A 26,236-nucleotide genomic window follows, 5' to 3' on the forward strand; every position below is an offset into this window, starting at 1 on the left:
CCTGTCTAAGCGCTGGTGTTCGCAGAGGCAATGACGCGCTACCTTACATTGCTCCGCGTTTCCCTTGGTTTCTGTCCGTCATCGGAACGAGGCACGGATCTCCTCAACGGTCTGCTTCGGGCTTTGAAGATGAGGGTAGTGTCCGATACCAGGCAGAAGGGTGATGTCCGCATTGACCCTGTTCGCGAACTCGATCCCCATCTCCTTCGTAATGTAGACGTCCTTTTCGCCCCACACTATCCTTACGGGTGTTTTGAGCTTGTGCAGGTTCGCTTCGAGAAAATCTTCGTCGCGGGTGAAGTTGGCATAGTAGTGGTAGAAGGCCTCGGGTGGCGTCATTCCCCCATGGCTCCATCCACGGGAGACGTCCTCCTTGAAGTCAGCGGAGACGTCAAACTGCGCCTCTTTGGACAGTCCTCCCCTCACTGCAGTGTCAAGAATTTCCCCGCCAGTCCTGGTCTTGTAGGTAGCGAGTATCGCCGTTGCCGAAGGCTCAGACTTCAGACCTTGCAATCTATCGTGCATGTACTGGGGCCGGTTGAAGGGCGCGAAGTCACCCACGATGATAGTCCTAGCGACCTTCGGATCGTCCAGAGCCAACAGCAGCGCCGGCAGGGCACCGATATCTGTCGCATAGATCGTGAGCTTCGATGTATCGATACCAGCCTTCTTGATGTATTCGCCTAAGACACCCGCGTAGTCTTTTGGCGAGTAGGAGAACCTATCGGCGGCAGGCCGCGATGAAAGACCATAGCCCGGCCAGTCGATGGCATGGACCTCGTAGTCTGCGGAGAGATCCCTGGATATCTCTTTCCAGGCGCATAACGTCTCCGGAAACCCATGTAGCAGAAGCACTGTCCCCTTAGGACTCGGAGGGCCGGCTCTCATCCTTCTGAGCGTGATGTCGGAAGTTACATCAATGTATCCGATGTCCATGGCCTGTTCCTTCGCGGCAGATATGTCGGTGCAGCTCCAAGCAGCCGAGGAGCCGAGGACAAAACCGAAAATGGCAAACAACGAACGCTTGAGCATAGCAGATCCCTCCAGAAAACTCGGGGAGTTCATTGAATCATTCGGTTGACCTGTGCCTGTAGCCACGGACCGACGAGGAGAATGACAGGGACGACAATCACGTATCCGATGCCCCATGAGCGCAGCCATGTGAGGGCAAATTTCTCCGAGAAGCCCACGTTGAGTGCGAGCAGCACAAAGGAGATAACACCCGTCGTCACGATGCCCATCAGCAGGGCAAAAGCGATCTTCCGTTTCGATTGTGTTGTCACTGAAGTTTCCATGATGATTCGCGCCCGACGTATCATGCCGAGCCGGCTATGCGCCGGCTCGGCATGACCTTGATCAGCGAACGGTCCTGAATGCGGCACGCATCTCGGCGCTGAAGAGTTCGGGCTCTTCCCAGGCAGCAAAATGGCCACCTTTCTCGACCCGATTGTAATAGATGAGGTTCGGATAAGCCCGCGACAGCCAACTCTTCGGCGGCTTGTAGACCTCTCCTGGAAACACCGTCACGGCTACTGGCACCTTCACAGGGGTCAGTTTCGCGCCGGAGGCGGTATTTTCCCAGTAGATCCGCCCACTTGATGGGCCGGTGTTCGTCAGCCAATAGAGCGTGATGTTGTCGAGGATCGCGTCCTTGCTGAGAGCCGCCTCGGGGTCGCCCCGCGTGTAGACCCAATCGGCGATCTTGTCATACAGCCAGGCGGCCAAGCCGACTGGCGAGTCCGCGAGCCCATAACCGACCGTCTCAGGCCGGGTTCCCATGATCGCGGCGTATCCGAAGCCGTTGTTCAGGAAGTCCCGGGCTTCATCGAAAATGACCTTCTCTTCGGGGGACAGGTTGTCCGGTGCCGGGCCGCCGCTCCTGAGAGCAAGCGCGGCATCGGGTGGGAAGGTGGTTGCACGTTCGATCCGGTTGACGTGGATCGCCAGAAGTCCTTCAGGTGCCTGACGGCCCAGGGCGTCGCTGATGATGGCGCCCCAATCTCCGCCTTGAGAAACATATCTCGGATATCCGAGGCGCTTCATGAGCACATCCCATGCCGCCGCGATACGCTGCGGGTTCCAACCCTTCGTTGTGGGTTTCTGCGAGAACCCAAAGCCTGGAATTGTCGGGAGTACGAGATGGAAGGCGTCTTCGGCTTTGCCGCCATGAGCCGTGGGATCAGTAAGGGGCCCGATCAGGTTCAGGAGCTCGAAGACGGATCCGGGCCATCCATGGGTCATGATCAGCGGCAGCGCATTCTCGTGAGGAGAGCGGACGTGGATGAAGTGAATGTCCACCCCATCGATGGTTGTCAGGAACTGTGGAAAGGCATTCAGCTTGGCCTCGGCCTGACGCCAATCGTATGCGGTCTGCCAATACTCCACGAGGGCCTTCAGCTTTTCGGGCTGAACGCCCTGCGATCGGTCAGTCACGGTTTCCCCGTCTGACCATCGTGTCCCGGTAAGGCGCACGCGCAGGTCAACGAGAGCCGCCTCCGGGATGCTCACCTGGAAGGGTCGCACCCAATCCGGAGCGGGCTTCCTCACAGCATCTGAGGCCAAAGCGCCTGCCAACGGAAGGGCAGCTGACGCCAGTCCCATCGTCGCACCGCCCAAAAGCAGCGAGCGACGAGAGAACTGTCGATCCTCTGATGTGTCCTGCAATGACATTTCGCTCTCCACGGTGTTGAGGTCCATCAGGAAGCTCACTTCACGGGTTCGAGGAGAGGGGCGCCCTTCGTGACGATGTAAGTCGCCAATTCCGACGCTTTGCCCGTGCCGACATTCTTGGCGATATGCGCCACACCAGCCGGGATGAACAGCGCCTGGCCTACCGTGAGGGTAACAGGCTGACGGCCTTCGAACTGATACTCGAGAGTTCCCTCGAGCACGTAGGCGACCTCTTCGCCAGGGTGCCTGTGGTTGATCGATACAACACCGGGATTGAAGTCGACTTTTACCTGAAGGACTTCTTTTCCGGGTACGCTGATATCGCTTTTCACTAAATCAGTGCGCTGGGTCACGTTCTGCTGAGCCTGGGCGGCCTGAAGCGACAGCGCACCGAACGCGATTACGCCGGCGGACATCAAGAGATTAAGCGCTTTCATCTGCTCTTCCTTCCGAGGAGGCGACATGCCTCGTGCTGGTGGAAAGATCGCGCTACTTCTGTGTCCTGGATGTTTCAGGGACACTGCCCGGATGTATCGGACTGCCTCTAGACGCTGATGTTGATACATTCGGATACAAATAATCTACACCAGACGGGTGGGTGCCATGCGCCCTGGCGCGGGAGACATAGATTAAGGAGAACACCGCAAGGATCGCGATCATGGCTATCAGCACAAGCCGCACTAAACGTTCCTGCGGCTTGGATCCTGCTTCAACTCCAGGGTAGCACTCAGGCCGGGGTTTGGTTTTCCAACGCATTGGAGTCTCTCCAGAGATCCTATTTCGACATGAGCGGCTCGCTCGGCGTCCTCTCGCAGATCCACTTCATGGAGTTACGGGCACGTTCGGCAAACGGGTCGTCGAAGTCATGTGGTTCGGTGATCGGAAGCTGAAGACAAACACTCTGGACCGGCAGAACCTGGCACCAGTCATGGATCAGCTGCTTATAGCTCCGCCCGACCGCCCGCATGTTGCAGTCCAAATCGCACAAGCCGAGCGGGTTGACATTGCCGTTCTCCTCGCGCAGGGCGGTGTCCCAATCGACCTGATCGGTAAGTGAGTACCAGGTGAAGCCGATCACCGGCACGCCGGAGTTGCGCACGCGCAGCACGTTGGACCATTCTTTCCAGAGCCACTTGACCGCCTCGTCGCCCCGTGGGCCCTCCTTGACGTTCGTCTCCGTGTGCATGACCGGTAGCATGTGCGGTCGTGATACTGTCGGGTGATCTCAGCATAGCCGAAGACCTCGTCGGAGGCGCTGGTGTGTCCACTGGCCGAGACGAGATGCTCGTTGGTCACGTAATAGTCGTTGCCCATGATGCAGTGACGCTTGAGGTTGGCCTGCATGAAGAAGTCGTACTCTTTCCGGCTCATGCCGTTGTCCATGAGATAAACGAACATGTCCGAGTCGACCCGGCGGCTGTAGTTGAGATCAAGAGGAAGAAAGCGGCGGGCGTTGTAGAACTCGGTGACCGGCATCGCGCCCGGGCAGCCGGGGTGGAAGTGTTCTGAGGCCTCGCTCTGGATGAAGATGGCATCGGCACGGACATCGAGGATCGTCCCCATGGCCAGCACATTGGCCTTGGCGATGTGCTTCAGGGCCGTGACGAAGGCCTGATCGCTCGTAAGCTGCTCGTTCCACCAGCCATAGGCCGCAGAGAATACGGCGCAGACGAACATCTCGTTCACCGGCGTGTAGACTTGAACCCAGGGAAAGCGCTCGGCGAAGGCGCCGGCATACCCGGCAAAGAGCTCTGGAAAGCCGGGGCTCTGGAAATTGCCGATCCAGTCGGGCACGCCGAAGTGACACAGGTCGACAATCGGCACCACATTGCGGCGATGGAGTTCACCAAAGGTCTGATCGCAGAAGTCCCAGTCGTAGCGCCCGTGACCGAGCCACGTCGTGTGGATCGGCGGGCCATACCGCAATACCCTGATGCCGACGTCGTCGAGCAGGTCGAAGTCGGTCTTCCACAGAATGTAATGACCGCACTTTTCCATCTCATCGATGCGGGTCCGGCCGCCATTGATGGTCGGATCGCTGTTCTCAATCCCTGTGGCGAACAGAAACGTCGAGACCGTCATGGTGGACCTCGCTTGTGATGGAGGGGTGAGTTTCGGCGCGAGCCTTGGTCAGAACGGCATCCTTTGCCAAAAAGGCGTGTATCGCGGACACCACCTGCGCCCCTTCGCCCACCGTCGCAGCGACCCGCTTCACCGAACCGGACCGGACATCGCCGACAGCAAAGACGCCGTTGAGGCTCGTCTCCAACGGCCTCCGGCCAGAAGTCACATCGGCTCCGGTCAGAACGAAGCCCTTCGGGTCCAGCGCCACTTGCGATGATTCCAGCCACTGCGTGTTGGGCGAAGCACCGATGAACAGGAACAGATGCCGTATCGGCCGGCGGATTTCCTCTCCGGTTGCCAGGCGCCAGCGCACCGCCTCCATCCGTCCGGGCTGTCCCTCTAGTCCGGTGATCTGGGCCTGGGTGACGATCTCCACATTGGGAAGAGATTCGATTCGGTCAACGAGATAGCGCGACATGCTTGCTGCGAGATCCCGACCGCGTACAAGCAGCCATACCTTCGCGACCTGGCTGGCAAGGTAGACCACGGCCTGCCCCGCCGAATTGCCCCCGCCGACGAGAGCGACCTCCTGTCCAGTGCAGAGCTTCTTCTCCAGAGGCGAGGCCCAATAGTGGACGCACGCACCTTCGAACCGCTCCAGGTCGGGCACCTCGAGCCGCCGGTAGCGGGCGCCCGTGGCGATCACCACCGAGCGAGCCCGGACCCTCTCGCCGTTGAGCAGATGCACCACATACGGGCCGCCTCCCACCGCTCCCTCACCTTCAAGTCTGACGGCCTCGTCCGGCATCGCCATCTCGGCTCCGAACTTGTGAGCCTGCGTGTAGGCGCGCGCCATCAGGGCCATACCGGTGATCCCGGTGGGAAAGCCGAGATAGTTCTCGATCCGCATGGAGGCGCCCGCCTGGCCGCCGAAGGTGCGGCAGTCGAGCACCAGGACCGAGAGCCCCTCTGAGGCCGCGTACACGGCAGTGGCCAGGCCAGCAGGGCCTGCACCCACGATTGTCACGTCATAGACCCGATCCGGATCGAGCGGACCCACCAAGCCAAGGCAGCGGGCCAACTCGTCTTCGCTCGGGTTGCGCAGCATTCGCCCATCCGGGCACAGGACGATCGGCAGTTCTCCGGGATCAACACCGAACTGCTCGACAAGCGCCCTTGCCTCCGGATCGCTGTCCGGATCGAGGCTCTGGTGCGGATGGCCGTTGCGGGACAGGAAGCCACTCAGCCGCAGCACGTCACCATGCTCCTCCGCTCCGACAATCACCGGCCCGCCGGCGCCCAACTCCACCAGCCCCATGCGTCGCAGGATCAGCGCCCGCATGATGCGCTCGCCCAGTTCCGCCTCGGCGATCAGTACGGCCCTGAGCTTTTCGGGCGGAATGACCAGAGCCTCCACCGGCTCGACAACCAGGGCCTCGACGAGGGAGGGGCGGCCGGAAAGCTGGGTGAGCTCGCCCATGATCTCCCCGGCCTCATGCGTGATAATCAGCAGGCGCTTTCCGGAAGCGTGCTGGATGATCTCCACCCGGCCGGTCAGGATCACCGCCAGGCCGCGTCCTGCTTCGCCAACCCGGACCAGCGTCTCGCCGGGCTGGTAATGGCGGACCTCGCCAAACCGGCGCATGCGAGCGATCTCAGCCTGCTCAAGGACGGGAAACGCCTGCTCCCGGCGTCTTTCCATAACCGAAGGTCCTGCGGCAGCTATGGAAGGCATCGTTCGCTCCTGAGCCAGATGCTAGATCAACTGCCGCCGAAACACCCGGGGCGAGTGGCCGGTAAACCGTCGGAACAAGGCGGAGAACCGGCTGACGCTGCCATAGCCGATGATGTTCGCCACCTCGGTGATCGACAGCGAGTGGTCGGCCAGCAATGTCCTGGCCCATGTGATGCGACGATCCATCTGGTAACGGTGTGGCGGAACCCCAAGGGCATGCTTGAACGCGCGACAGAAATGATACGGACTGAGCCGGAGGATCGCCGCCAACTCAACCAGGGAGATATCCTGGTGCAGATTCGCGTCAATGTAGTCGCACACGGCCTTGCACTGCCAGTTCGCCAGCCCTCCTTTCTGGTGACGGGTTGCATCAACGCGGCCGTCGCGCAAGCGATGAGCTGCCTGAAAGCTCATGATCTCCGACAGCATGACCACCGAGAACGACTCGACATAGACACGGGAATAGTTCTCGGGATGAGCCAGAATGCGTTCGAGCCGCAGCATCATCTGGGTCAGGAATGGATGCTCGAAATGCATGATTGGATAGAGCTGCTGCCCGCCGGCGTCGAGAGAAGAGCATAGCTTCGGGTCGAGGTAGGCCGCCGTGAAAGCCATGGCGCTTGATCCCGGTTGTGCCCAGCCCCGAAGGCGGCATCCGGCCGGGATAAAGGTCAGTTTGCCCCGATTGTCCTTTATCGTGGAGCGTAGCAGACCATCGAGGTTTGTTTCGCCGTCTCTGCGATAGCAGTTCAGGAGGACGACGCAGTGGCGGCTGCTGTGAAGCGTAAAATCGTAGGGCTTGGGGTGCGCCATCATTACATGAGCGGCGTCGAGCACTTCCCATCCATGGCTCAACTTCAAAATGTCCGCCTTCGATCGGTGGAATTGCACGGCGATGGCATCGTCTGGGTTCATGGCGCCCTCCCCGGGGAGGCCTTGGCCCAGAAGATCGCCGGGCAGCCAAAGCACAGGGTGGATGAATTCCCTTAGAACAATGTTTCACGCATAAACGGGTACGACGGTTTTGCTGCTGATCCGGCATGGGCCCGACACTGGCAGCCGATTAGTTCACGATCCCTATACCATCGGGCCAACACTATATCCCTCTTCCGCCATGAGCACTATGAAACACCCTGAATAGATCCGGAGCGTCGCAATCACCTTTAAGTGAGTCGGATTTCCGCAATTTCGGGCGAGTTACCGCAAAGCTGGATCTGCTGCTCTTTCTCTTGAACGGTAAGATGCCTCGGGCTCGCGCGATTCCGCCTGCACTATGGGGCGCGAGACGAATGCGGGCATAATGCTCGCCGAGGCATGGCCGACTATGGATTCTGGCCGCAATCTCAACTGCTTCAACCGCCGCTTGATGGCGCAGGCCATTCTCCGGGTGCTGGCAGAGACGGGAATGCTCGCGACAAAGACACAAAGCGTGTGGTGGTCGCTCGAGGGATCGGCGCTCGCCTCGCTCGACGATATCCTGGGGAGTCAAAGACAGGACCTTCTTGATGGCATGTCACCCCTGGCTCGCCGGGTCAGGACTTTGGGCTTGGATATAATCATCGACAATATCACTCTGAGCAGGAGGCGCCGTTCTAAGCCCGCCCGGGTTGCGGTTCCTAACTCGACTCCGGCCGAATGAGGGGGGAAATCTCCTATGACCAGGATCCTTGTCGTCTACTACTCGTCGTACGGCCATATCGAGCAGATGGCCCAAGCCGTTGCGGAGGGCGCCCGCTCTGTTGCAGGCACCGATGCCATCATCAAGCGGGTTGCGGAACTCGTTCCCGAGGAAGTCGCGCGCAAGGCCGGCATGAAGATCGACCAGGACGCCCCGATCGCGGTTCCGAATGAACTCGGCGATTACGACGCCATTATCTTCGGCACGCCGACCCGCTACGGCGGAATGGCGGCGCAGATGCGCAACTTCCTCGACCAGACCGGGAGCCTGTGGGTGAAGGGAGCGCTCATCGGCAAGGTCGGCAGCGTTTTCGGCTCCACGGGCACTCAGCATGGCGGTCAGGAAATGACCATCACATCGTTTCATACCACGCTCCTGCACCATGGCATGATCATCGTCGGCCTGCCCTACTCCTTTGCCGGCCAGTCCAGGATGGACGAGATCACCGGCTGCTCACCGTATGGAGCCTCCACGATTGCCGATGGCGACGGCTCCCGCCAGCCGAGCCAGAACGAGCTTGATGGTGCGCGCTTTCAGGGCCGGCATGTGGCCGAGATTGCGGGAAAGCTGGAGCGTGGCGCTGGGGAAAGAGGGCCTGACCCAGCCGATATGCAGAACCCAATCGAGACCGTCGGCGGAGCAGCCAGCGAGCCGACATGATGTCCGCCCGGCGACAGTACAATCGTTTCGACGATTCTTGGATCTGTTTCGTGACCCACTCCGGCGGCAGGATCGCGCTCTGTCTCAGAAAGTGGGTCGAATTCCATGATGATTATCGAAGACCAAGCCGACGACACCCTCAGGTTCGATCCGGAGAGGGTGCACCGATACAAGATCATCCTCCGGCGAAACCGGCTCTTTGGCTTCTGGGTGGGGAAGCAACTCGGCAAGATCGATTGCGAGATGCTTCACTACATCGCGAGCGTGGTCGATGCTGACCTGGAAGAACCTGGTGATCTCGATATTATCCAGAAAGTCGGCGACGATATGCGGGCTGCCGGCATCAAAGTGGGTGGAGCTGCGCTTCGCGCGAAACTCGAAGCGTTACATGAGCAGGCCCGCGCTGAGATCGGAGAGCTATCGGCCGACTAATGATCCTTATGAGGGATGCCATGCAAGACCTACTTAAGCGCGTCCTCGCCGCACATGGCGGACTGGACCGGTGGAACACCTTTAACGAGGTTAGTGCAACCGTTGTGACTGGGGGTGAGTTCTGGGCCACGAAAGGTATTCCCACCGACGACATTCGGCGCCGAGCAAGAGCCGGGATCCATGAGGAATGGGCAACACTCGCGCCGTTTGGCAGTCCGGACTGGCACATGACATTCGGCCCCACCCGTGTTGTGGTCGAGGGCAGTGACAAATCGATCGTCGCTGAAAGAGACGATCCAAGATCAGCATTCGCGGGTCATGGGTTCGAGTCCCCGTGGGACCCCTTACACCTGGCCTATTTCAACGGATATGCGCTATGGACGTATCTGACGACTCCCTTCCTGCTGGCAATGCCCGGCTTTCAAGTTGAGGAAGTCGAGCCATGGCAGGAAGCAGATGAAACCTGGCGGGTCCTGCGTGCGACTTTTCCTCTTGCGATCGCCAGCCATTGCCGCGAACAGGACTTCTATTTTGGCCCCGATTTCCTGCTCCGCCGCCACGATTATCAGGTGGACGTTTCCGGCGGCTTCCTCGCTGCACAGTACGTCTACGATGTCAGAGACTTCGGGGGATTCATGTTCCCCACCCAAAGACGCGCTCACCCGCGCCTCGCGAACCGCCAGCCGGACCGCTCACGCACGCTCGTGTCAATCGACCTCAGCGAATCTGAAGTGACTTGAAGGCATTTAGCCTGACCGCAAGTCCGGGATTTAGCTAGGCCGTGTGGACGGATTGAGATGAGTAATGGGTGAGTGGATTCCCAAATCAGAGTGGCGATGATTCATGGCGGGTCGGCTTCAGGAGGCGCGACCATGCTGACGGGAATGACGGAGGACGACTGGGCGACGGTGCTGCGGGTGTTTGCCGCCTCGTGTTCCCGGCGCGGCGCCAAGGGCCGCAACGACCGCCGCTTCCTCGAGGCGCTGCATGACTTCACCGTCCACAACATCACCTGGCGGGCGCTGCCGGCGTGCTTCGGCAACTGGAACTCAATCTGGAAACGCTTTTGGCGCTTGAGCCGGGCGGGCGTCTTCGAGGCGTTCTTCGAAGCCCTGGCGGCGCTGAGCGAGACCGCTCATCTGGTGCAGATGGTCGACTCGACCATCGTGCGGGCCCATGTCTCGGCCGCCGGGGCAAAAGGGGGCAGAGCCGGCAGGCGCTGGGCCGCTCCCGGGGCGGCTTCTCGACCACGATCCACCTCAAGACCGACTGGGATGGCGATCCGCTCGGCTTTTGCCTGACTGGCGGGGAAGCCAGCGACAGCCCGCACTTTGAAACGCTGCTCGATCTCGGGCCTGAGATCACGCCGCGAGCGGCTGTGGGTGACAAGGGCTATGACGCGAGGGCCAACCGACAGGCGGCCCGGGCCCGCGGCATCGGCCCGGCCATTCCGTATCGCACGACCACCAAGGACAAGCCAAAGTACTTTCCCAAAGCGCTTTATCGTGGGCGGGCTCGCATCGAGCAGACCATGGGCAAACTCAAGCGGTTCAAGCGCGTTGCTTTACGCTGCGAGAAAACGGACGAGAACTACGGCTCCTTCGTCGCGCTTGCTTTGAGCTTCATCCTCATCAAATCCGTCCACACCACCTAGGATACCGACGCCACCGCAGACCGTGCTTCCGTTGCGAGCAACTGGGTCGCCATCTGCTTGGCCTGCCGGGCGGGCTCGACGTTGCGGGTCATCTGCGCGACGGCGATCGCGCCCTCATGCAACATGTTCATCTCGGCCGCAAGCCGCTTCGGCTCGGCAACCCGCGCCGCATGGGCAAGTTCCTCGAAGTATGCCAGGGACAGACGCTTGTGCAGCACGGCGGCCTGGAACACCGGATTGACGGTCTCCTTATGCTCCCCTGCGGCGCTCATGAAAATGCAGCCGCGGAAGTGCTCGTCACGGAACCAGGCTTCGAGGAAATCGAAGGTCGCCAGCAGGCGCTCGACCGGATCCTTCGTGCGCTGCTCGACAAAGGCCCTCATGGCGTCCCGATCCTGCTCGTCACGACGCTCGAGGGCGGCCAGGATCAGGTCTTCCTTGGTTTCGAAGTGGCGGTAGAGTGTTGTCTTGGCCACTCCGGCCTCGGCAATGATCAAGTCGATCCCCGTAGCGTGATAGCCGTGCTGATTAAACAGCCGGAGCGCGGTCTCAAGCAGATGATTTCGGATCTCTGAACGGCGCATCATACCCTCAAGCACAAAACAGATCAGTAGCTTTACCTATGCCTAGCCCCACGCGAGATCAAGTGCTCCTGAGGGAATTTCTGCGTTTGCGCAAGGGTGACTTGGCGGATCTGCTCTCAAAGCCGCCTTGTCGGACGATACAGATCGGTATATTTGTCTGTTTATCGATACAGAACTGTATCGTTTCCGGAATTGGCAGGAATGGCCTGCCAAGCCGGACAGACCAGGAGGGGCGATGATGCCCTGGACCATCAAACGGCAGTTCTCCTGTTACCCTGTTTCTGAAAAGAAGGCCGCCCGCGGAGGCCCGGTTTGGACTCTGCGGTCGATCGTGATCGGCCTCCTCCTGTTGTTCTCCCTTGTCGGGATCCCGCGCGTCAATGCAGGCGAGCTCCACCCGTTTAATGCAGCTTGGATTCCGTCAGCGGGCGAGAGCGCTCAGCCGACAGACGCCTGGAGTGAGTTTTGCGAGCGGAGCCCGGGTGACTGTGCGATCGACCCCTCCGAGCCTGCCACGATCAAGCTCGACGAGCGTGCCTGGGCCCTGATCGTGGCGATCAACCAGCATGTCAACGCCGCCATCTCACCGCAGGAAGACAATGCCCATTGGGGCGTGATCGACCGCTGGGACTACCCGGACGATGGCTATGGCGATTGTGAAGACTATCAGCTTCTCAAGCGTCGTCTGCTGGTCGAGGCCGGGCTGCCGCGGCGGGCGCTTCGCATGGTTGTGGTGCTCGATGAGCTGGATGCAGGCCATGCCGTCATGGCGGTCCGGACCGATCGCGGTGACTTCATCCTCGACAACAAGCGGGATACCGTCCTGCCGTGGCATCAGACCGGCTACGTGTACATCAAGAGCGAAGGTGACCGGACTCACGCTTGGGTCTGGCTGGGCAACCAAGCCGTCGTCACGTCAACGGTGAGCCGGTAATCAGGAGGCTTTTATGCCACGGTCGCATCCCGGTCCACAGCGCGTCGCGGCCTAACCGAAGTTCTCGTCCGAAACCTACAGTCGGCCATAAAAACCCTCACTTGGAGGCATCGACAATGTTTACCAAACCGATCGTCGAACAAGCCTGTGTCGACTACCCTCTGTTGAGCGACCTCTGCGCTGGCGAAATCGAGCGGCACATCGTCCAAGCCTATCTTCAACTCGTGTTTCGGACTGTTAATACAAACAATTCGCGCACTATTGCCGTGCTGCGGCTTGGGTTGGTTGAAGTTTATCTGTCCGAAATGCGCCCGGTACGTACCAGCCTAGACCTTCCGCCATTCTGGATCGAGGTCATGTCCGGCCCGACCGACATGTCGATCGACAGTCTGGGATTCAACGACTTTGGCGAGGATGAACTGGCAGCCGCTGTCGAGATGATCGTGAGCGCTGCGCATGATGCCGGCCCTCGTATTGGCCCGCTCCCGCACTGACCCGCAGTCCGAAGCGGGCGGCCGTGCCAATCCATCGATGAGGACAAAGCCATGGACCGAAGCAATGAACGAAACTCTTTCTGGGCGTCCGCCACTGCGGTGCTCACGCTGACACTCGTCATTGGCGTGCTTTATCTGCCGTTGTTTCTCTAGCTCAACCATTCACACTATGGAGATGATGATCATGTCGGAAATCACCCTCTACACCAAAAGCTGGTGCCCTTACTGCGCCTCAGCGAAGAGACTGCTCACCCAGAAACGAGCCAGCTTTACCGAAATCGACGTTGAAACACAGCCCGAGAAGTGGGCGGAGATGGTTCAGAAAGCAGGCAGGCGGACCACAGTTCCTCAAGTATTTATCGACGGCCGGCATATCGGCGGATCCGATGACCTGCATGCCATCAACAGCAGCGGTGAGTTAGATTCGCTCATCCTGAGTTCGCAAAGCTCAGGATGAGCGAGGAGCGCGTTCATCACCCGCATTGTGTCCTAGATGTGAGGCTTTGGTTCAGTTCACGTTCTCGGTTGAGAGCTTATCCCGATTGGGAACTCTGGTGGAGATCCGAGCAGCCCCTTCAGGGCTGAAGCCGATCTCGATGAGGTCACCCTCCGGCAATCCGAAACCAGATCATAGCAATGCCCAGGCTGATGGCCAGCAAGCCATAGATCCGCCTCGCTGACGGGTTACATCGGTGACCAACACGGGATGCATGACATGGCCAACTCCGATGCGTTGAGGCTGCTCTTCCCCAAGGACGGTGGGATCCCTGCGGAACATCGTCCGCCAGCGCCCATTCACCAGCGCGCCTATCTGGTCAACGGCGAATTGAAGGTCTGGGACGGATCTGTCGACGCGGTGCGATCGCCAGTCTGCCTGCGTGCCGCGGATGGCCGACTGCAGCAGATCGAACTTGGAAGTGTCCCCTCTGGAGGAGAGCGGGAGGCGGAAGAGGCACTCGAGGCTGCCGTCGCCGCGTACGATGGCGGCCGTGGCCAGTGGCCCACCATGACGGTTGCCGAACGCGTCGCCTGCCTGCAAGACTTCACAAGTCGGATGATCGGCCGACGGAAGGAAGTCGTGGATCTCATCATGTGGGAGATCGGCAAGCCCAGAGCAGATTCCGAGAAGGAATTCGACCGCACCGTCGATTACATCCGGGCGACGATCAACGCTATGAAGGAGCTCGACAACAGCAATTCCCGGTTCACCATCATCGAAGGCACCATCGGGCAGATCCGGCGCACCCCGCTCGGGGTCGTCCTCTGCATGGGGCCGTACAACTATCCCCTGAACGAGACGTTTGCGACCCTGATCCCGGCCCTCATCATGGGCAATACCGTCGTGTTCAAGCCGCCGCGGTTCGGCGCACTATTGTTCTATCCGCTGCTGGAGGCCTTTCAAAACTCCTTCCCGAAGGGCGTGATCAACATGGTGTACGGACGTGGCTCGGTGGTCGTGCCGCGCCTGCTGGATACCGGCCAACTGAACGTGCTGGCCCTGATTGGCTCGAGCAAGGTTGCAGACCATCTCAAAAAGCTGCATCCAAAGACCAACCGGCTGCGGGCCATTCTCGGGCTCGATGCGAAGAATGCCGCCATCATCCTGGCAGACGCTGACATTGAGCTTGCGGTGAAGGAGTGTCTGATCGGGTCTCTCACGTTCAACGGCCAGCGCTGTACCGCGCTGAAGATGCTAATCGTTCATGAGTCAATCGCTGAGTCGTTTCTTCGCCGGTTCAGCGAGGAGGTGAGTAAGCTCAAGGTTGGCATGCCGTGGGAGAAGGATGTCAACATCACCCCGCTGCCTGAAGCCGGCAAGACCGATCACATGACGGCGCTGGTTGAGGACGCGAAGGCCAAGGGGGCTCGCGTGGTCAATAAGGACGGCGGCAGCGTGGCCGGCACCCTGTTCTTCCCGGCGGTCGTTTATCCTGTTCAAGAGGGCATGCGGCTCTACCGGGAGGAGCAGTTCGGGCCCGTTGTCCCGGTGATGCCTTTCGAGGATCTCGAAATGGCGCTCGAGTACGTGACCACGTCCGAACATGGTCAGCAGGTGAGCATCTTCGGCTCAAACCCGGATCAGATCGGCCGGCTTGTCGATCCGCTCGTCAACCAGGTCTGCCGGGTCAACATCAACTGCCAGTGTCAGCGCGGTCCTGATGTGTTTCCCTTCACCGGCCGCAAGGATTCGGCAGAAGGCACGCTGTCGGTAACCGATGCGTTACGCTCGTTTTCGATCCGCTCGATGATCGCCACCAAGGAAACGCAGCGCAACAAGGACCTGCTTGAGGCGATCATCACCGAGCAGACGTCCAACTTCATCAACACCCGGTTCATCTTCTGACCGCCTGAGGACGCCAAATCGCCTGGTCTTGCGCTGGCAATCAGTTTCAGTCGCGACAGGCGCTTCCGCGGCCTAGCTTTGTTAAGAAGATACCAACTAGTACTCTTTGCAGTCTTCCTACCTCGATTGCCGGCGCATTTCTTTGCATGTGCTAAATGGCACCTTACGTCGCCGGGATCCGGCTAAGCCCGCCGGAAATCCCTTGTCCAACGATACAGATCGGTATACTTAACTCTCTCAGCGATACAGAGCGGTATCGCTTGTGCAGTGGTTGGTCAGATTGGCCTCCGAAACTTAGGGAGCAAGCAATGTCTCGCGTTTCTATTCCCAGCGTCGCGGCGTATCCGAGCCTTCAGGCCGCCGCAACTTCGTTGTTCGATCTCGTTGATCGTCATGGCCGAATGGTCACGACAGCAGGCCTCTATGCCTCGCTGGTTGTGGTTTATGCCTGGTTCGGCGGCATGAAGTTTACCGCCTATGAGGCGGAAGGCCTGACCGGACTGGTCGGAAACAGCCCACTGTTGAGTTGGGTCTATCCCATCTTTGGAGTGCGGGGCTTCTCAGGCCTTCTCGGTGTCCTCGAACTCAGCATCGGCGCCCTGATCGCAGCCCGGCTCGTCAACCCGGTGTATTCGCTCGTCGGCGGCGCGCTGTCGGCCGGGTTGTTCGTGACGACGCTTAGTTTCATGGCAACAACGCCCGGCGTGTTTCTGCCGGAGGTCGGCTATCCGGCGATATCCGTCGCGCCCGGGCAGTTCCTGCTCAAGGACATAGGTTTGCTCGCTGTGTCGCTCGCGATCGCTGTCGACTCGCTTTCGAGCATGCGTTCCGCCCGCGTTGCGTAATCGAACCCCAGCGAAGCCTCAAAGAGGCCTCGCCTTCCTTCCGCCGGCTGTGACAGTCGGCTCAACATCAGGAGTTTCCCATGTTTGTCGCCTTTATCACGTCCAAGATCCGCGCCTTCCTGCGCTATCGCCAGGTCATCCGCGAGCTGATGCAACTCTCAGATCGCGAACTCGACGATCTTGGCATCTCGCGCAACGATATCGATGCCATCGCGCGTCAGAGTGTGGCCTCATAAGCGGCTCCCCAATCACACTTCCGCCCATCGGAAGGAGAACATCAGATGAAAACCTATCATAAGAACCCCGAGGCTGTGTCCGGGCTTACGCCAGAGCAGTATCGGGTGACACAGAAAGACGGAACTGAGCGTCCCTTCGCCAATGCGTACTGGGATAACAAGGAGCCTGGGCTCTACGTTGACGTAGTATCAGGCGAGCCCTTGTTCGCCTCCTTCGACAAGTACGACAGCGGCAGCGGCTGGCCCAGCTTCGTCAAGCCGATCGATGCCGACAACGTTGTCGATATCCGCGATACGAGCCACGGCATGGTGCGAACCGAGGTGCGCTCCGCCCACGGCGACAGCCATCTGGGTCATGTATTCCCGGATGGGCCACAAGAGGCGGGCGGATTGCGCTACTGCATTAACTCGGCCTCGCTACGGTTCATCCATTACGATGATCTGGAGAGCAAGGGCTACGGTGAATTCCGCAAGCTGTTTGCAGAGAAAGGAGGAACAGTATGACTGGCGTGACTGAGCGGGCCGTTCTGGCTGGAGGCTGCTTCTGGGGCATGCAGGATCTCATCCGCCGCCTTCCCGGCGTCGTCTCCACTCGTGTTGGTTATTCTGGTGGAGACGTGCCGAACGCGACCTATCGCAATCATGGCACGCACGCGGAGGCGATCGAGATCATATTCGATCCCGAGAAGACGAGCTTCCGCGACCTGCTGGAGTTCTTTTTCCAGATCCACGACCCCAGCACGAAGAACCGGCAAGGGAATGATCGCGGCTTGAGTTACCGGTCGGCGATCTTCTACACTTCGGATGAGCAGCGGCAGGTGGCCGAGGACACGATCGCCGATGTCGATGCCTCGGGCCTTTGGCCGGGTAAGGTAGTCACGGAACTTGAGCCGGCGAGCGATTTCTGGGAGGCCGAGCCGGAGCACCAGGATTATCTGGAGCGGCTTCCGAACGGCTATACGTGCCACTTCATCCGTCCCGGCTGGAAGCTGCCGCGCCGCAGCAACGCTGCTTAGGACAGAAAACTCGGGGAGTCGGTCTCCCGTAGAGCAGCTTCCGATTGGAATGGCCCGGAGAAATCCGGGCCATTTTATTGAGGCGGTTCTGTTACTCCGAGCGCCAGAATGCGTTCGACGGGGCCGATTTTCGCAAAATCGGAGGATCTCCCGCAATATCGAGACATTTGCGGCTTAGGCATAGACCGGCGTAACGCTCATAATGGCGCTCGACAACGGTGGCCATTGCATTCGGAGGAGCCCGGACATAACGCCCCCTGCTGATGGTACAGTCCTTTTAGTCGTTCTTGGGCCTCCCGAGTAGGACGCTCCGGCCCCAAGATCTCCGCGTTCCCGATCCCAGCATGAGGAAAGGACAATGAGGATGATCAAGAGCAAGTCAGTCAGCGTTATCGGCGCCGCCGGCATTGCACTCACACTCGCGAATATGCCCGCATCCGCCCAGGGACAGGGCGAGACGGTGAAGACCGTCTTCGAGCGCGCCATCCCGAATATCCCGGGCAAGACCCTGATCGCTCTCGAGGTAGCCTATGCTCCGGGTGGCAAGTCTCCATCCCATTTCCATCCCAAGTCCGCTTTCATCTATGCGCACGTGACATCCGGCGCCATTCGCAGCCAAGTCGGCGATGGGCCCGCCAGGGTCTACCAGGTGGGTGAAGGCTGGTACGAGGATCCTGGCTCGCACCATAAGGTCAGCGAGAACGCCAGTACCACCGAACCGGCAAAGCTGCTCGCCGTGTTCGTTACCGATCCTGGCGAAACTCTAGTTACCCCCGAGCAGAAGTAAGGATCTGCGGTGATGTCCTCTATGATGGCTTGGCGTGTGCATGAGTTCGGTCCCCCGGACGCGATGCAGTTTGAACCCATTGCCGTGCCCACTCCCGGCCCTGGCGAGGTGCTCGTCAAGGTGCACGCGGCCGGAGTTGGCCCCTGGGACGGTTGGATCAGGTCTGGTAACAGCGCCTTGCCCCAGCCCCTTCCCCTGACCTTGGGTTCCGACCTCTCTGGCGAGATCCAGGCTATCGGGCCGGATGTGTCCGGCCTGCGCATCGGAGACCAGATTTATGGAGTCACGAATCCGCGCTTTATCGGGGCATATGCCGAATATGCGCTGGCCTCGGCCGCAATGATCGCGCGAAAGCCGGCCGCGATCGACGACCTCGAAGCAGCCTCCGTCCCGGTCATTGCCGTCACCGCATGGCAGGGCCTGTTTGATCAGGCACAGCTCAAGGCCGGTCAGACAGTGCTCATCCACGGGGCCGCCGGCAACGTGGGTGCCTACGCGGTGCAATTCGCCCACCGGGCAGGCCTCCGGACCATCGCGACAGCTGCCGCTGACGACCATGCTTTTGTGCGTGAACTGGGAGCCGATATCGTGGTGGACTTCAACTCCCAGCGCTTTGAGGACGTGGCCCGGGATGTTGATGCCGTCTTCGATCTGGTCGGCGGAGAGACGCAACAGCGCTCGTTTCAGGTCCTGCGGCGCGGCGGCAAGCTGATCTCGGCCGTATCTCACCCGGATCAGGATCTGGCGAAGAGCCATGGGGTCGATGCAGCCTTCTTTCTGGTCAAAGTCTCGACACAATACCTGACGGAAATTGCCGCCTTGATCGATCGTGGCGACCTGAGGACGCGGGTGGGCACAGTCATGCCCCTTGCTGAGGCGCGGGAGGCTCATCTCATGCTGGACGACTTTCGTCCGCTATCCAAGGGAAAGATCGTTCTCGCGGTGAACTCTTAGAAAGAGCCAGTTCTGGTGGCCTAAACGCAAGAAAAGGAGACCGAATGGATGCGTTCCGAAAAGTCCGCACTGGAATAATCGCCTGTGCGTTAGCCATCAGCGGGTGTGTTGTCACGACGACGTCCCAGGCTCTCGATCTGCCCGCTAGGAACACGGCTCCCGTCGAGGCTGTGCGCATCTGCTCCACCCACGGCGCCGGCTTCTTCACCATCCCAGGAACCGACACATGCTTGCGGATCGGCGGTCGGGCCCGCGGAGAAATCCGGTATCTCGAACCCGGCAGCCGTGCCGACGATGCGATCGGCTACCGGACCCGAGGCCGGATCGCCCTCGACGCCCGTACCCGGACATCTTACGGCCTGCTGCGCGCCAAGACGCAGTATGAGTTCACACACAACACCGGCAATAACGGGCCCGATACCTTCCGTCTCGACGAGGCCTTTATCGAATTCGGCGGACTGACCGCCGGCCGCCTGGAATCCTTCTTCGACTTCTATACCAATGACTTCAACTTCGCGGATCTCATCGTCTCCGAGGTCAAGACCAATGTATTCGCCTATACGGCGATGTTGGGCTCCGACCTCTCGGCAACGATTTCGCTGGAAGACTCTATCGAGCGGCGGCAGTTCTCCGCCCCGAATGGACCAGGGTTTCCCGGCCAGGAGTTCAGCCCAGCCGGTGCACGTGTTCCGGATCTCGTTGGACGGCTGCTGTGGGAGCCGGACTGGGGCAAGGCCCAACTCTCGGCGGCGTTGCACCAGATCCGCGGCGACAATCTCGTTCCCGGACCCGCTCTGGCTCCGTTCGTCGACACCGAGTACGGCTTTGCGGTACAGGCTGGAGTCCAGGTCGAACTCCCCATGATTGCTGACGGCGACGAACTTTGGCTCCAGGCCGCCTATGCCGATGGCGCCCTGAGTTATCTCGGCCTCGGCAACTCATCAATCAACGACATCATCCTCGATCAGACTGATGCTTATGTGGATGCCGACGGAGCAGTGCAACGGTCCAGGGGCTGGGCCGCGACGGCGGTGTTCCTGCACTATTGGACGCCGCAGATCCGGCATGCGGTGTTCGGTTCCTATGGTGTGATCAACTACCCGGAGGGCAGCGTGGTAACCGCGCCTGCAGGCGGCGCCCTCGGGTTCCCGGACACCTCCGAGTGGCGAATCGGCACCAATCTCGGCTGGCTCCCGGTGAGCGGTCTCTATCTTGGAGTCGAGACTTTCTATCGTAGGGTCGACCCGCAGGGCCGGGTGTTCGTGAACAACGATCCCGCATCAGACAGCATCATCAATTCTGAGGACGCCCTTGAAGCCCGCCTGCGGGTCCAGCGGGATTTTTGAGGCCATAAGGTATCTTCGGACGAAAGGGGAGAGTTGGTCATGCTCAGCGACAGGGACCGGATCTTCACCAACCTGTATGGGTTCCACGATTGGCGCCTTGCCGGTGCCCGGATGCGCGGCGACTGGGATGGTACGGCATTTCTCCTGGCGCAAGGACGGGACTGGATCATTAATGAGACCAAGGAATCAGGGCTCCGTGGACGCGGAGGCGCAGGCTTTGCCACTGGCATGAAATGGTCCTTTATGCCGAAGGTGTCCGATAGGCTCCCGAGCTATCTGGTCGTCAATGCCGACGAGTCCGAGCCGGGAACCTGCAAGGACCGGGAGATCATGCGCGGGGATCCCCACAAACTGGTGGAAGGCTGTCTGCTCGCGTCCTTCGCCATCGGCGCGCATGCCTGTTACATCTACATTCGAGGCGAGTTCATTGATGAGGCCCGTCATCTGCAGCGGGCCATTGACGAGGCCTACGAGGCCGGCCTGATCGGCCAAAACGCCTGCGGGTCCGGGTGGGACTTCGATCTTTACCTGCACCGCGGTGCCGGTGCCTACATCGCCGGAGAAGAGACAGGTTTGCTCGAGAGCCTCGAAGGCAAGAAGGCGATGCCACGGATGAAGCCACCGTTCCCGGCGGCGATCGGTCTGTACGGCTGCCCGACCACGGTGAACAATGTCGAGACCATTGCAGTGGTGCCGACCATCCTGCGGCGGGGAGCTGCTTGGTTCGCAGGCATTGGTCGGCCGAACAATGTAGGGACCAAGATCTACTCGATATCCGGTCATGTGAACCGGCCATGCAATGTCGAGGAGGCAATGAGCATCCCCTTGCGCGAACTGATCGACACCTATGCCGGCGGAGTCCGTGGAGGATGGGATAACCTACTTGCCGTTATCCCCGGCGGTGGCTCGATGCCGCTGTTGCCGAAGAGCATTTGCGATACGCTGCTGATGGACTTCGACGCCCTTCGAGATGTCAAGAGCGGTTTGGGTACCGCTGCTGTCGTTGTCATGGACAAGTCGACGGACCTGATTGCGGCTATCGCCCGATTAAGTGCGTTCTTCAAGCACGAAAGCTGCGGCCAATGCACCCCCTGCCGCGAAGGAACAGGGTGGATCACGAGGGTCATGTATCGGATGGTGGAAGGCCGCGCCGATCCACACGAGATCGATCTGCTGGAGGAAGTGACCAAACAGATGGAAGGCCATACGATTTGTGCGTTCGGCGATGCTGCCGCTTGGCCCGTGCAGGGACTCATCCGCCATTTTCGCCCAATGATGCTTGAAAGAATGATATCTTATCAACGTGAGCACCAGCCAGCGCTCGCTGCGGAGTAGTTCGACCATCCCTCCGGCCAGATAGCCCCATCCGACGTTTGGAGAACATCATGGCACCCAAATCTAACAAGAAACAGGAGGTATTGAGCAAGGATCAGGAGACGCACGCGTACCGCGAGATGCTGCTGATCCGCCGTTTCGAGGAGAAGACCGGCCAGATGTATGGCATGGGCCTGATCCGCGGCTTCTGCCACCTCTACATCGGCCAGGAAGCCATTGTCGTCGGCATGCAGATGGCGACGAAGGACGGCGACCAGGTGATCACCGGCTATCGCGATCACGGACACATGCTCGCCTGCGGCATGGATCCGAAGGGCGTCATGGCTGAACTCACGGGCCGCCGTGCCGGCTTATCGAAAGGCAAGGGCGGCTCGATGCACATGTTCTCCAAGGAGAAGCATTTCTACGGCGGCCACGGCATCGTCGGCTCCCAGGTGTCGCTCGGTACGGGCATTGCGTTCGCGAACCACTACCGCGAGAACGGCAATGTCTGCCTGACCTATTTCGGCGAGGGCGCAGCCAACCAGGGCCAGGTCTCCGAGAGCTTCAATATGGCGGCTGTGTGGAAGCTGCCCGTGGTCTACGTGATTGAGAACAACCGCTACGCCATGGGTACGGAGATGAGCCGCGCCTCGGCCCAGACCGATTACTCGAAGCGGGGCGTGTCCTTCGGCATCCCCGGCGAGCAGGTGGACGGCATGGACGTCCGCGCTGTCTACGCCGCCGGCCAGCGGGCCATCGAGCATGCCCGCTCCGGCAAGGGCCCCTTTATCCTGGAGATGCTGGCTTACCGCTATCGCGGTCACTCGATGTCCGACCCGGCGAAATACCGCACAAGGGACGAGGTGGATCAGGTGCGCGAGGCACGCGATCCAATCGAGCAGGTCCGCCAGCGCCTTTTAACACGCTGGAAGCTGTCGGAAGACGAAGTGAAGGCCATCGACAGCCGGATTCGCGAGATCGTCAACGAGGCAGCTGAGTTCGCCACGCAGGATCCGGAGCCCGATCCGTCCGAGCTCTATACCGATATCCTCAATTGATCATCCTGAGAGTGGGTTGAGCTGCGTGATTTTGACTCCATTTGCATCCGACTGGTCTCCTTTTGATGACCGGGAGCGAGGTCGTCGTTGATCGGGTTTTACCGCCGTCTGATACACCGACGCCATCGTGTCAGCTTGAGGAGTGTCCCATGAACGGCGCAGAACTGCTTGTATCCGCTTTGGAGAACGAAGGCGTGGACCGGATCTTCGGAGTTCCCGGAGAAGAGAACCTCGACCTTGTCGAGGCGCTGCGGCAATCCTCCATCGAACTGGTGCTGACCCGCCACGAGCAGGCAGCCGCCTTCATGGCGGCGACGCATGGCCGGCTGACCGGTCAGCCGGGCGTCTGCCTGTCGACGCTCGGTCCGGGTGCGCTCAACCTCACGACCGGCGCGGCCTATGCCCTGCTCGGCGCCATGCCGATGGTCATGATCACGGGCCAGAAGGGCATCCTGAGCCGCAAACAGGCGCGCTTCCAGATCGTGGACATGGTCGCGACCATGACGCCGCTGACCAAGATGGCGCGCCAGATTGTCAGCCCAGCGACGATCCCCACGGCTGTGCGGGAGGCCTTCCGGGTCGCCCAGCAGGAGCGGCCAGGGCCGGTGCTTCTCGAGCTGCCGGAGGACATTGCTGCCGATCCCGTTGCGGCGACTCCGCTACTGGTGCCCCCTCATCCGATCGATCCGCCTGTTGCTCCGCCGGAGGCCCTGGATCGGGCGGCCGAGCTGATCCTTAAGGCCGAGCGGCCGCTGGTGATGCTCGGCGCCGCCGCGAGCCGCCCGCGCCTGACGGAGGCGCTGTCGGACTTCGTGAAGCGTCTGCAGATCCCGTTCTTTAACACGCAGATGGGCAAGGGATCGGTGTCCGGCGGGTCCGGGTTGTACCTGGGCACCGCCGCCCTTTCGGAGCGCGATCACGTGCACCGGGCGATCGACCGCGCCGATCTGATCGTCGCAATCGGCCACGACACGGTCGAAAAGCCGCCCTTCCTGATGGGCCCGAAGGGACCGACCGTCCTGCATGTGGGTTACCTGCCAGCGACGGTCGAGGAGGTCTTTTTCCCCCATGCCGAGGTAGTGGGCGACGTCGGGCCGAGCCTCGGGCTGCTGGCCGACCGTCTCGAAGGTCAGCTGCCCAACGCAGGCGCGCTGCTTGGCCTGCGAGAGGAGATCCTGGCCCGGATCGCCGATCGGGCGGAGGAGAGCCGCTATCCGCCGACCCCGCAGCGCATCGTGCACGACGTGCGGAAGGCGATGCCGGAGGACGGCATCGTCTGCCTCGACAACGGCATGTACAAGATCTGGTTCGCCCGCAACTATCGCACCCGGGTCGCCAACACGCTGCTGCTCGACAATGCGCTCGCCACCATGGGTGCCGGCCTGCCTTCGGCTATGATGGCGGCCCTGCTCTACCCCGAACGCCGCGTTCTCGCGGTCTGTGGGGATGGCGGGTTCATGATGAACTCCCAGGAACTGGAAACGGCAGCGCGTCTTAAACTTAATCTGGTGGTGCTGATCCTGCAGGACAACGCCTATGGGATGATCCGCTGGAAGCAGGCCGTGGACGGCTATTCCGACTTTGGCCTGACCTTCGGCAATCCCGACTTTGTGGCCTACGCCAAGGCTTATGGCGTCAAGGGCAGCCGGGTGGAGGGCCCCGATGACCTCGCGCCGACGCTGGAGGCTGCCTTTGCCGATGGCGGCATTCAACTCGTTACCGTCCCGGTGGATTACTCGGAGAACATGCGGGTTCTCGTCGAGGAGCTGCGTACCCAGGCCCAGAGTGGAGGCTCCAATGATTGAAGTCGTCCAGGCCTTCGATCGGGCACCGATCACCCAACTCGACAGCGATGAAGCAGGGGCGCTCGAGGACAAGATCACCACCGCCAGGCGGCTGTTCAAAGATCGAGGGGCATGGCTCAAACCCTACGAACGAATTGAGATCCTTCGCCGGCTTGCCGTGCTGATGGAGGGCAAGCGTGAGCACTTCGGGCATCAGATCGCTCGCGAGGGTGGCAAGCCTTTGACGGACGCGTTGGTCGAGGCCGACCGAGCCATCGACGGCGTAAGGAATGCGGCTGACATGCTGCGTGTCGCAGCCGGCCAGGAGATCCCGATGGGCCTGACGCGGGCGAGCATTGACCGCCGGGCCTTCACCATCCATGAGCCGATTGGCGTTGTGGCGGCCATTTCCGCCTTCAACCATCCCCTGAACCTGATCGTCCATCAGGTCGCTCCTGCGATTGCCACCGGTTGTCCAGTGATCGTCAAGCCGGCAACGGCAACGCCGCTGTGCTGCGTCGACTTCGTGACGCTTGTCCATGAGGCCGGGATGCCGGCCGGCTGGGTTCAGACCTTTCTGCCGGAGACCAGTGAGCTCGCCGAGGCACTCGCAACCGATCCTCGGATTGCATTCTTGAGCTTCATTGGCTCAAGTCGGGTCGGCTGGTATCTGCGCTCGAAGCTGGCGCCGGGGGCCCGCTGTGCCCTGGAACACGGCGGCGTCGCCCCTGCGATCATCGACCGAACTGCGGATCTTGACCGGATCGTCGAGCCCTTGGCGAAGGGTGGTTACTATCATGCCGGCCAGGTCTGCGTGTCGACTCAGCGCATCTTTGTGCACGCGGACCTTGAGAGCGCATTCATCGACCGCTTTGCCGCACGCGTGGAAGCTCTCAAAGTTGGCGATCCGACCCTGCCCGAGACTGAGGTCGGCCCGCTTATTGCGCCTCGCGAGGCTGATCGGGTCTCGTCCTGGATTGAGGAGGCTGTGTCGAGCGGGGCCCGCCTGATCGGCGGGGGACGTCTCAGCCACACCACGCTGCGTCCATCGATCCTGATCAATCCGCCCCGGGAGGCCAAGGTCTCGACGCTCGAGGTCTTTGGCCCGACAACCTGCATCTACCCATTCACGCAGCTCGACGAGGCGATCACCGCTGCCAATTCGCTGCCGGTGGCGTTCCAGGCGAGCATCTTCACCGAGAACCTGCGAACCGCCCTCGACGCAGCCGAGCGGGTCGACGCTGCGGCTGTGATGATCAACGATCACACAGCCTTTCGGACGGACTGGATGCCGTTCGCGGGACGGCACGTGTCCGGGCATGGCGTCGGCGGAATTCCCTGGACGATGAAGGAAATGACCGCGGAGAAGATGATCGTCTTTAGAACGTAAACGGAGCGACGCCGCCTCCACCGGCTCTACCGGCCGACATTGCCAAGCCATTTGAGCCCAAACTACTTCACGTCCCTTCATGCGCCTCAGCCCAAGAACTGGGCGGCTTGCTTCGCATTCCGATGAAGAATTCGGAATACAGACAAGCTCCTCGGTGCCAGCCGTGATATTTGGCAGGCCAATGGTACATCCATCTGGCTTGTTCTTGGGTCTGTTTCATCGCCCGATCCGCAGACAGGATCACCTCATGCCGA

The 26,236-nt window shown here is 60.6% G+C and carries 28 protein-coding genes and 1 pseudogene; 21 read left to right on the plus strand and 8 right to left on the minus strand.

What is annotated here, in order from left to right:
- Positions 1-78 precede the first annotated feature (78 nt).
- The 7 genes and pseudogenes from JO965_RS37730 to JO965_RS37760 form a co-directional block, all read right to left on the minus strand.
- Positions 79-1,032 carry an alpha/beta fold hydrolase gene (locus JO965_RS37730; RefSeq protein ID WP_203445913.1) on the minus strand — a complete coding sequence of 318 codons (954 nt, stop codon included), beginning with the start codon at positions 1,030-1,032 and terminating at the stop codon, positions 79-81.
- Between the two features lie 29 nt (positions 1,033-1,061).
- Positions 1,062-1,283: a DUF2798 domain-containing protein gene (locus JO965_RS37735; protein WP_203446729.1), complete on the minus strand. Its 222-nt coding sequence runs from the start codon at positions 1,281-1,283 to the stop codon at positions 1,062-1,064.
- Between the two features lie 73 nt (positions 1,284-1,356).
- The gene (locus JO965_RS37740; protein ID WP_203446730.1) at positions 1,357-2,670 is read right to left on the minus strand and encodes an epoxide hydrolase family protein; all 1,314 of its coding nucleotides are present in this window, start codon (positions 2,668-2,670) and stop codon (positions 1,357-1,359) included.
- Positions 2,671-2,705: 35 nt separating this feature from the next.
- A complete protein-coding gene (locus JO965_RS37745) occupies positions 2,706-3,107 on the minus strand; it encodes a cupin domain-containing protein (RefSeq protein ID WP_203445914.1) in 402 nt (133 codons plus the stop codon).
- A gap of 338 nt (positions 3,108-3,445) precedes the next feature.
- Positions 3,446-4,752 (minus strand): annotated as a pseudogene (locus JO965_RS37750) (family 1 glycosylhydrolase).
- The gene (locus JO965_RS37755) at positions 4,715-6,469 is read right to left on the minus strand and encodes an FAD-dependent oxidoreductase (RefSeq protein WP_203445915.1); all 1,755 of its coding nucleotides are present in this window, start codon (positions 6,467-6,469) and stop codon (positions 4,715-4,717) included. The pseudogene JO965_RS37750 and the gene JO965_RS37755 overlap by 38 nt, the downstream one beginning before the upstream one ends.
- Positions 6,470-6,490: 21 nt before the next feature.
- Complete coding sequence (locus tag JO965_RS37760) at positions 6,491-7,384, minus strand: helix-turn-helix domain-containing protein (protein ID WP_203445916.1); 894 nt, start codon at positions 7,382-7,384, stop codon at positions 6,491-6,493.
- A gap of 385 nt (positions 7,385-7,769) precedes the next feature.
- Here JO965_RS37760 and JO965_RS37765 point away from each other — a divergent pair, with 385 nt between their 5' ends.
- The 6 genes from JO965_RS37765 (at position 7,770) to JO965_RS48575 (ending at position 10,893) form a co-directional block, all read left to right on the plus strand.
- Complete coding sequence (locus tag JO965_RS37765) at positions 7,770-8,108, plus strand: hypothetical protein (protein WP_203445917.1); 339 nt, start codon at positions 7,770-7,772, stop codon at positions 8,106-8,108.
- Between the two features lie 15 nt (positions 8,109-8,123).
- Positions 8,124-8,807 carry an NAD(P)H:quinone oxidoreductase gene (gene wrbA, locus JO965_RS37770; protein ID WP_203445918.1) on the plus strand — a complete coding sequence of 228 codons (684 nt, stop codon included), beginning with the start codon at positions 8,124-8,126 and terminating at the stop codon, positions 8,805-8,807.
- 105 nt (positions 8,808-8,912) lie between these two features.
- Positions 8,913-9,239, plus strand: coding sequence for an ATPase inhibitor subunit zeta (locus tag JO965_RS37775; protein ID WP_203445919.1), 327 nt, complete (start codon positions 8,913-8,915; stop codon positions 9,237-9,239).
- A gap of 227 nt (positions 9,240-9,466) precedes the next feature.
- A complete protein-coding gene (locus JO965_RS37780; RefSeq protein ID WP_371826973.1) occupies positions 9,467-9,979 on the plus strand; it encodes a hypothetical protein in 513 nt (170 codons plus the stop codon).
- A 132-nt stretch (positions 9,980-10,111) separates the two neighbouring features.
- Positions 10,112-10,540 (plus strand): transposase, encoded by a 429-nt coding sequence (locus tag JO965_RS37785; protein ID WP_203445920.1) that lies wholly within the window; start codon positions 10,112-10,114, stop codon positions 10,538-10,540.
- Complete coding sequence (locus JO965_RS48575) at positions 10,459-10,893, plus strand: IS5 family transposase (protein WP_246777204.1); 435 nt, start codon at positions 10,459-10,461, stop codon at positions 10,891-10,893. The genes JO965_RS37785 and JO965_RS48575 overlap by 82 nt, the downstream gene beginning before the upstream one ends.
- Here JO965_RS48575 and JO965_RS37795 read toward each other — a convergent pair.
- Positions 10,890-11,477, minus strand: a complete 588-nt coding sequence (locus JO965_RS37795; RefSeq protein ID WP_203446732.1) for a TetR/AcrR family transcriptional regulator — start codon at positions 11,475-11,477, stop codon at positions 10,890-10,892. The two genes, JO965_RS48575 and JO965_RS37795, sit on opposite strands and share 4 nt — an antisense overlap.
- Before the next feature lie 235 nt (positions 11,478-11,712).
- On the opposite strand from JO965_RS37795, the gene JO965_RS37800 reads away from it, so the two are divergent.
- From JO965_RS37800 to JO965_RS37870, 15 genes are all read left to right on the plus strand, one after another.
- Complete coding sequence (locus tag JO965_RS37800) at positions 11,713-12,411, plus strand: transglutaminase-like cysteine peptidase (protein WP_246777127.1); 699 nt, start codon at positions 11,713-11,715, stop codon at positions 12,409-12,411.
- 116 nt (positions 12,412-12,527) lie between these two features.
- Positions 12,528-12,905 carry a hypothetical protein gene (locus JO965_RS37805; protein WP_203445921.1) on the plus strand — a complete coding sequence of 126 codons (378 nt, stop codon included), beginning with the start codon at positions 12,528-12,530 and terminating at the stop codon, positions 12,903-12,905.
- A 184-nt stretch (positions 12,906-13,089) separates the two neighbouring features.
- Positions 13,090-13,362 (plus strand): glutaredoxin 3, encoded by a 273-nt coding sequence (gene grxC, locus JO965_RS37810; protein ID WP_203445922.1) that lies wholly within the window; start codon positions 13,090-13,092, stop codon positions 13,360-13,362.
- A gap of 258 nt (positions 13,363-13,620) precedes the next feature.
- Positions 13,621-15,249 (plus strand): NADP-dependent glyceraldehyde-3-phosphate dehydrogenase, encoded by a 1,629-nt coding sequence (locus JO965_RS37815; RefSeq protein ID WP_203445923.1) that lies wholly within the window; start codon positions 13,621-13,623, stop codon positions 15,247-15,249.
- A gap of 308 nt (positions 15,250-15,557) precedes the next feature.
- Positions 15,558-16,094, plus strand: a complete 537-nt coding sequence (locus JO965_RS37820) for a YkgB family protein (protein WP_203445924.1) — start codon at positions 15,558-15,560, stop codon at positions 16,092-16,094.
- Positions 16,095-16,174: 80 nt separating this feature from the next.
- A complete protein-coding gene (locus JO965_RS37825; protein ID WP_203445925.1) occupies positions 16,175-16,330 on the plus strand; it encodes a DUF1127 domain-containing protein in 156 nt (51 codons plus the stop codon).
- A gap of 45 nt (positions 16,331-16,375) precedes the next feature.
- Positions 16,376-16,834: a peptide-methionine (R)-S-oxide reductase MsrB gene (gene msrB / locus JO965_RS37830; protein ID WP_203445926.1), complete on the plus strand. Its 459-nt coding sequence runs from the start codon at positions 16,376-16,378 to the stop codon at positions 16,832-16,834.
- Complete coding sequence (gene msrA, locus JO965_RS37835; protein WP_203445927.1) at positions 16,831-17,346, plus strand: peptide-methionine (S)-S-oxide reductase MsrA; 516 nt, start codon at positions 16,831-16,833, stop codon at positions 17,344-17,346. The genes msrB and msrA overlap by 4 nt, the downstream gene beginning before the upstream one ends.
- Positions 17,347-17,704: 358 nt before the next feature.
- On the plus strand, positions 17,705-18,133 hold the full coding sequence (locus JO965_RS37840; protein ID WP_203445928.1) for a cupin domain-containing protein: 429 nt from the start codon (positions 17,705-17,707) through the stop codon (positions 18,131-18,133).
- Between the two features lie 21 nt (positions 18,134-18,154).
- Positions 18,155-19,087, plus strand: a complete 933-nt coding sequence (locus JO965_RS37845) for an NADP-dependent oxidoreductase (RefSeq protein ID WP_203446734.1) — start codon at positions 18,155-18,157, stop codon at positions 19,085-19,087.
- Between the two features lie 44 nt (positions 19,088-19,131).
- Entirely contained in the window at positions 19,132-20,433 is a 1,302-nt protein-coding gene (locus tag JO965_RS37850) for a porin (RefSeq protein WP_203445929.1), read from the plus strand.
- A 39-nt stretch (positions 20,434-20,472) separates the two neighbouring features.
- A complete protein-coding gene (nuoF, locus tag JO965_RS37855) occupies positions 20,473-21,768 on the plus strand; it encodes an NADH-quinone oxidoreductase subunit NuoF (protein WP_203445930.1) in 1,296 nt (431 codons plus the stop codon).
- 50 nt (positions 21,769-21,818) lie between these two features.
- Positions 21,819-22,808 carry a pyruvate dehydrogenase (acetyl-transferring) E1 component subunit alpha gene (gene pdhA, locus JO965_RS37860; RefSeq protein WP_203445931.1) on the plus strand — a complete coding sequence of 330 codons (990 nt, stop codon included), beginning with the start codon at positions 21,819-21,821 and terminating at the stop codon, positions 22,806-22,808.
- A 149-nt stretch (positions 22,809-22,957) separates the two neighbouring features.
- Positions 22,958-24,613 carry an acetolactate synthase large subunit gene (locus JO965_RS37865; RefSeq protein ID WP_203445932.1) on the plus strand — a complete coding sequence of 552 codons (1,656 nt, stop codon included), beginning with the start codon at positions 22,958-22,960 and terminating at the stop codon, positions 24,611-24,613.
- Positions 24,606-25,982: an aldehyde dehydrogenase family protein gene (locus tag JO965_RS37870; protein ID WP_203445933.1), complete on the plus strand. Its 1,377-nt coding sequence runs from the start codon at positions 24,606-24,608 to the stop codon at positions 25,980-25,982. Before JO965_RS37865 ends, JO965_RS37870 begins: the two co-directional genes overlap by 8 nt.
- Positions 25,983-26,236: the final 254 nt, after the last annotated feature.

It is taken from the genome of Microvirga sp. VF16 (assembly GCF_016864375.1).
In the GTDB taxonomy this organism is placed as follows: Bacteria; Pseudomonadota; Alphaproteobacteria; order Rhizobiales; family Beijerinckiaceae; genus Microvirga.

Coding starts and splice junctions, on each gene's coding strand:
- pdhA (WP_203445931.1), top strand. CDS start 21,819: ATGGCACCCAAATCTAACAAGAAACAGGAGGTATTGAGCAAGGATCAG.
- msrB (WP_203445926.1), top strand. CDS start 16,376: ATGAAAACCTATCATAAGAACCCCGAGGCTGTGTCCGGGCTTACGCCA.
- JO965_RS37845 (WP_203446734.1), top strand. CDS start 18,155: ATGATGGCTTGGCGTGTGCATGAGTTCGGTCCCCCGGACGCGATGCAG.
- msrA (WP_203445927.1), top strand. CDS start 16,831: ATGACTGGCGTGACTGAGCGGGCCGTTCTGGCTGGAGGCTGCTTCTGG.
- JO965_RS37785 (WP_203445920.1), top strand. CDS start 10,112: ATGCTGACGGGAATGACGGAGGACGACTGGGCGACGGTGCTGCGGGTG.
- JO965_RS37815 (WP_203445923.1), top strand. CDS start 13,621: ATGGCCAACTCCGATGCGTTGAGGCTGCTCTTCCCCAAGGACGGTGGG.
- nuoF (WP_203445930.1), top strand. CDS start 20,473: ATGCTCAGCGACAGGGACCGGATCTTCACCAACCTGTATGGGTTCCAC.
- grxC (WP_203445922.1), top strand. CDS start 13,090: ATGTCGGAAATCACCCTCTACACCAAAAGCTGGTGCCCTTACTGCGCC.
- JO965_RS37755 (WP_203445915.1), bottom strand. CDS start 6,469: ATGCCTTCCATAGCTGCCGCAGGACCTTCGGTTATGGAAAGACGCCGG.
- JO965_RS37805 (WP_203445921.1), top strand. CDS start 12,528: ATGTTTACCAAACCGATCGTCGAACAAGCCTGTGTCGACTACCCTCTG.
- JO965_RS37820 (WP_203445924.1), top strand. CDS start 15,558: ATGTCTCGCGTTTCTATTCCCAGCGTCGCGGCGTATCCGAGCCTTCAG.
- JO965_RS37850 (WP_203445929.1), top strand. CDS start 19,132: ATGGATGCGTTCCGAAAAGTCCGCACTGGAATAATCGCCTGTGCGTTA.
- JO965_RS37870 (WP_203445933.1), top strand. CDS start 24,606: ATGATTGAAGTCGTCCAGGCCTTCGATCGGGCACCGATCACCCAACTC.
- JO965_RS37795 (WP_203446732.1), bottom strand. CDS start 11,477: ATGCGCCGTTCAGAGATCCGAAATCATCTGCTTGAGACCGCGCTCCGG.
- JO965_RS37825 (WP_203445925.1), top strand. CDS start 16,175: ATGTTTGTCGCCTTTATCACGTCCAAGATCCGCGCCTTCCTGCGCTAT.
- JO965_RS37760 (WP_203445916.1), bottom strand. CDS start 7,384: ATGAACCCAGACGATGCCATCGCCGTGCAATTCCACCGATCGAAGGCG.
- JO965_RS37730 (WP_203445913.1), bottom strand. CDS start 1,032: ATGCTCAAGCGTTCGTTGTTTGCCATTTTCGGTTTTGTCCTCGGCTCC.
- wrbA (WP_203445918.1), top strand. CDS start 8,124: ATGACCAGGATCCTTGTCGTCTACTACTCGTCGTACGGCCATATCGAG.
- JO965_RS37780 (WP_371826973.1), top strand. CDS start 9,467: ATGACATTCGGCCCCACCCGTGTTGTGGTCGAGGGCAGTGACAAATCG.
- JO965_RS37800 (WP_246777127.1), top strand. CDS start 11,713: ATGATGCCCTGGACCATCAAACGGCAGTTCTCCTGTTACCCTGTTTCT.
- JO965_RS37865 (WP_203445932.1), top strand. CDS start 22,958: ATGAACGGCGCAGAACTGCTTGTATCCGCTTTGGAGAACGAAGGCGTG.
- JO965_RS37740 (WP_203446730.1), bottom strand. CDS start 2,670: ATGTCATTGCAGGACACATCAGAGGATCGACAGTTCTCTCGTCGCTCG.
- JO965_RS37775 (WP_203445919.1), top strand. CDS start 8,913: ATGATGATTATCGAAGACCAAGCCGACGACACCCTCAGGTTCGATCCG.
- JO965_RS37840 (WP_203445928.1), top strand. CDS start 17,705: ATGAGGATGATCAAGAGCAAGTCAGTCAGCGTTATCGGCGCCGCCGGC.
- JO965_RS37765 (WP_203445917.1), top strand. CDS start 7,770: ATGCTCGCCGAGGCATGGCCGACTATGGATTCTGGCCGCAATCTCAAC.
- JO965_RS37745 (WP_203445914.1), bottom strand. CDS start 3,107: ATGAAAGCGCTTAATCTCTTGATGTCCGCCGGCGTAATCGCGTTCGGT.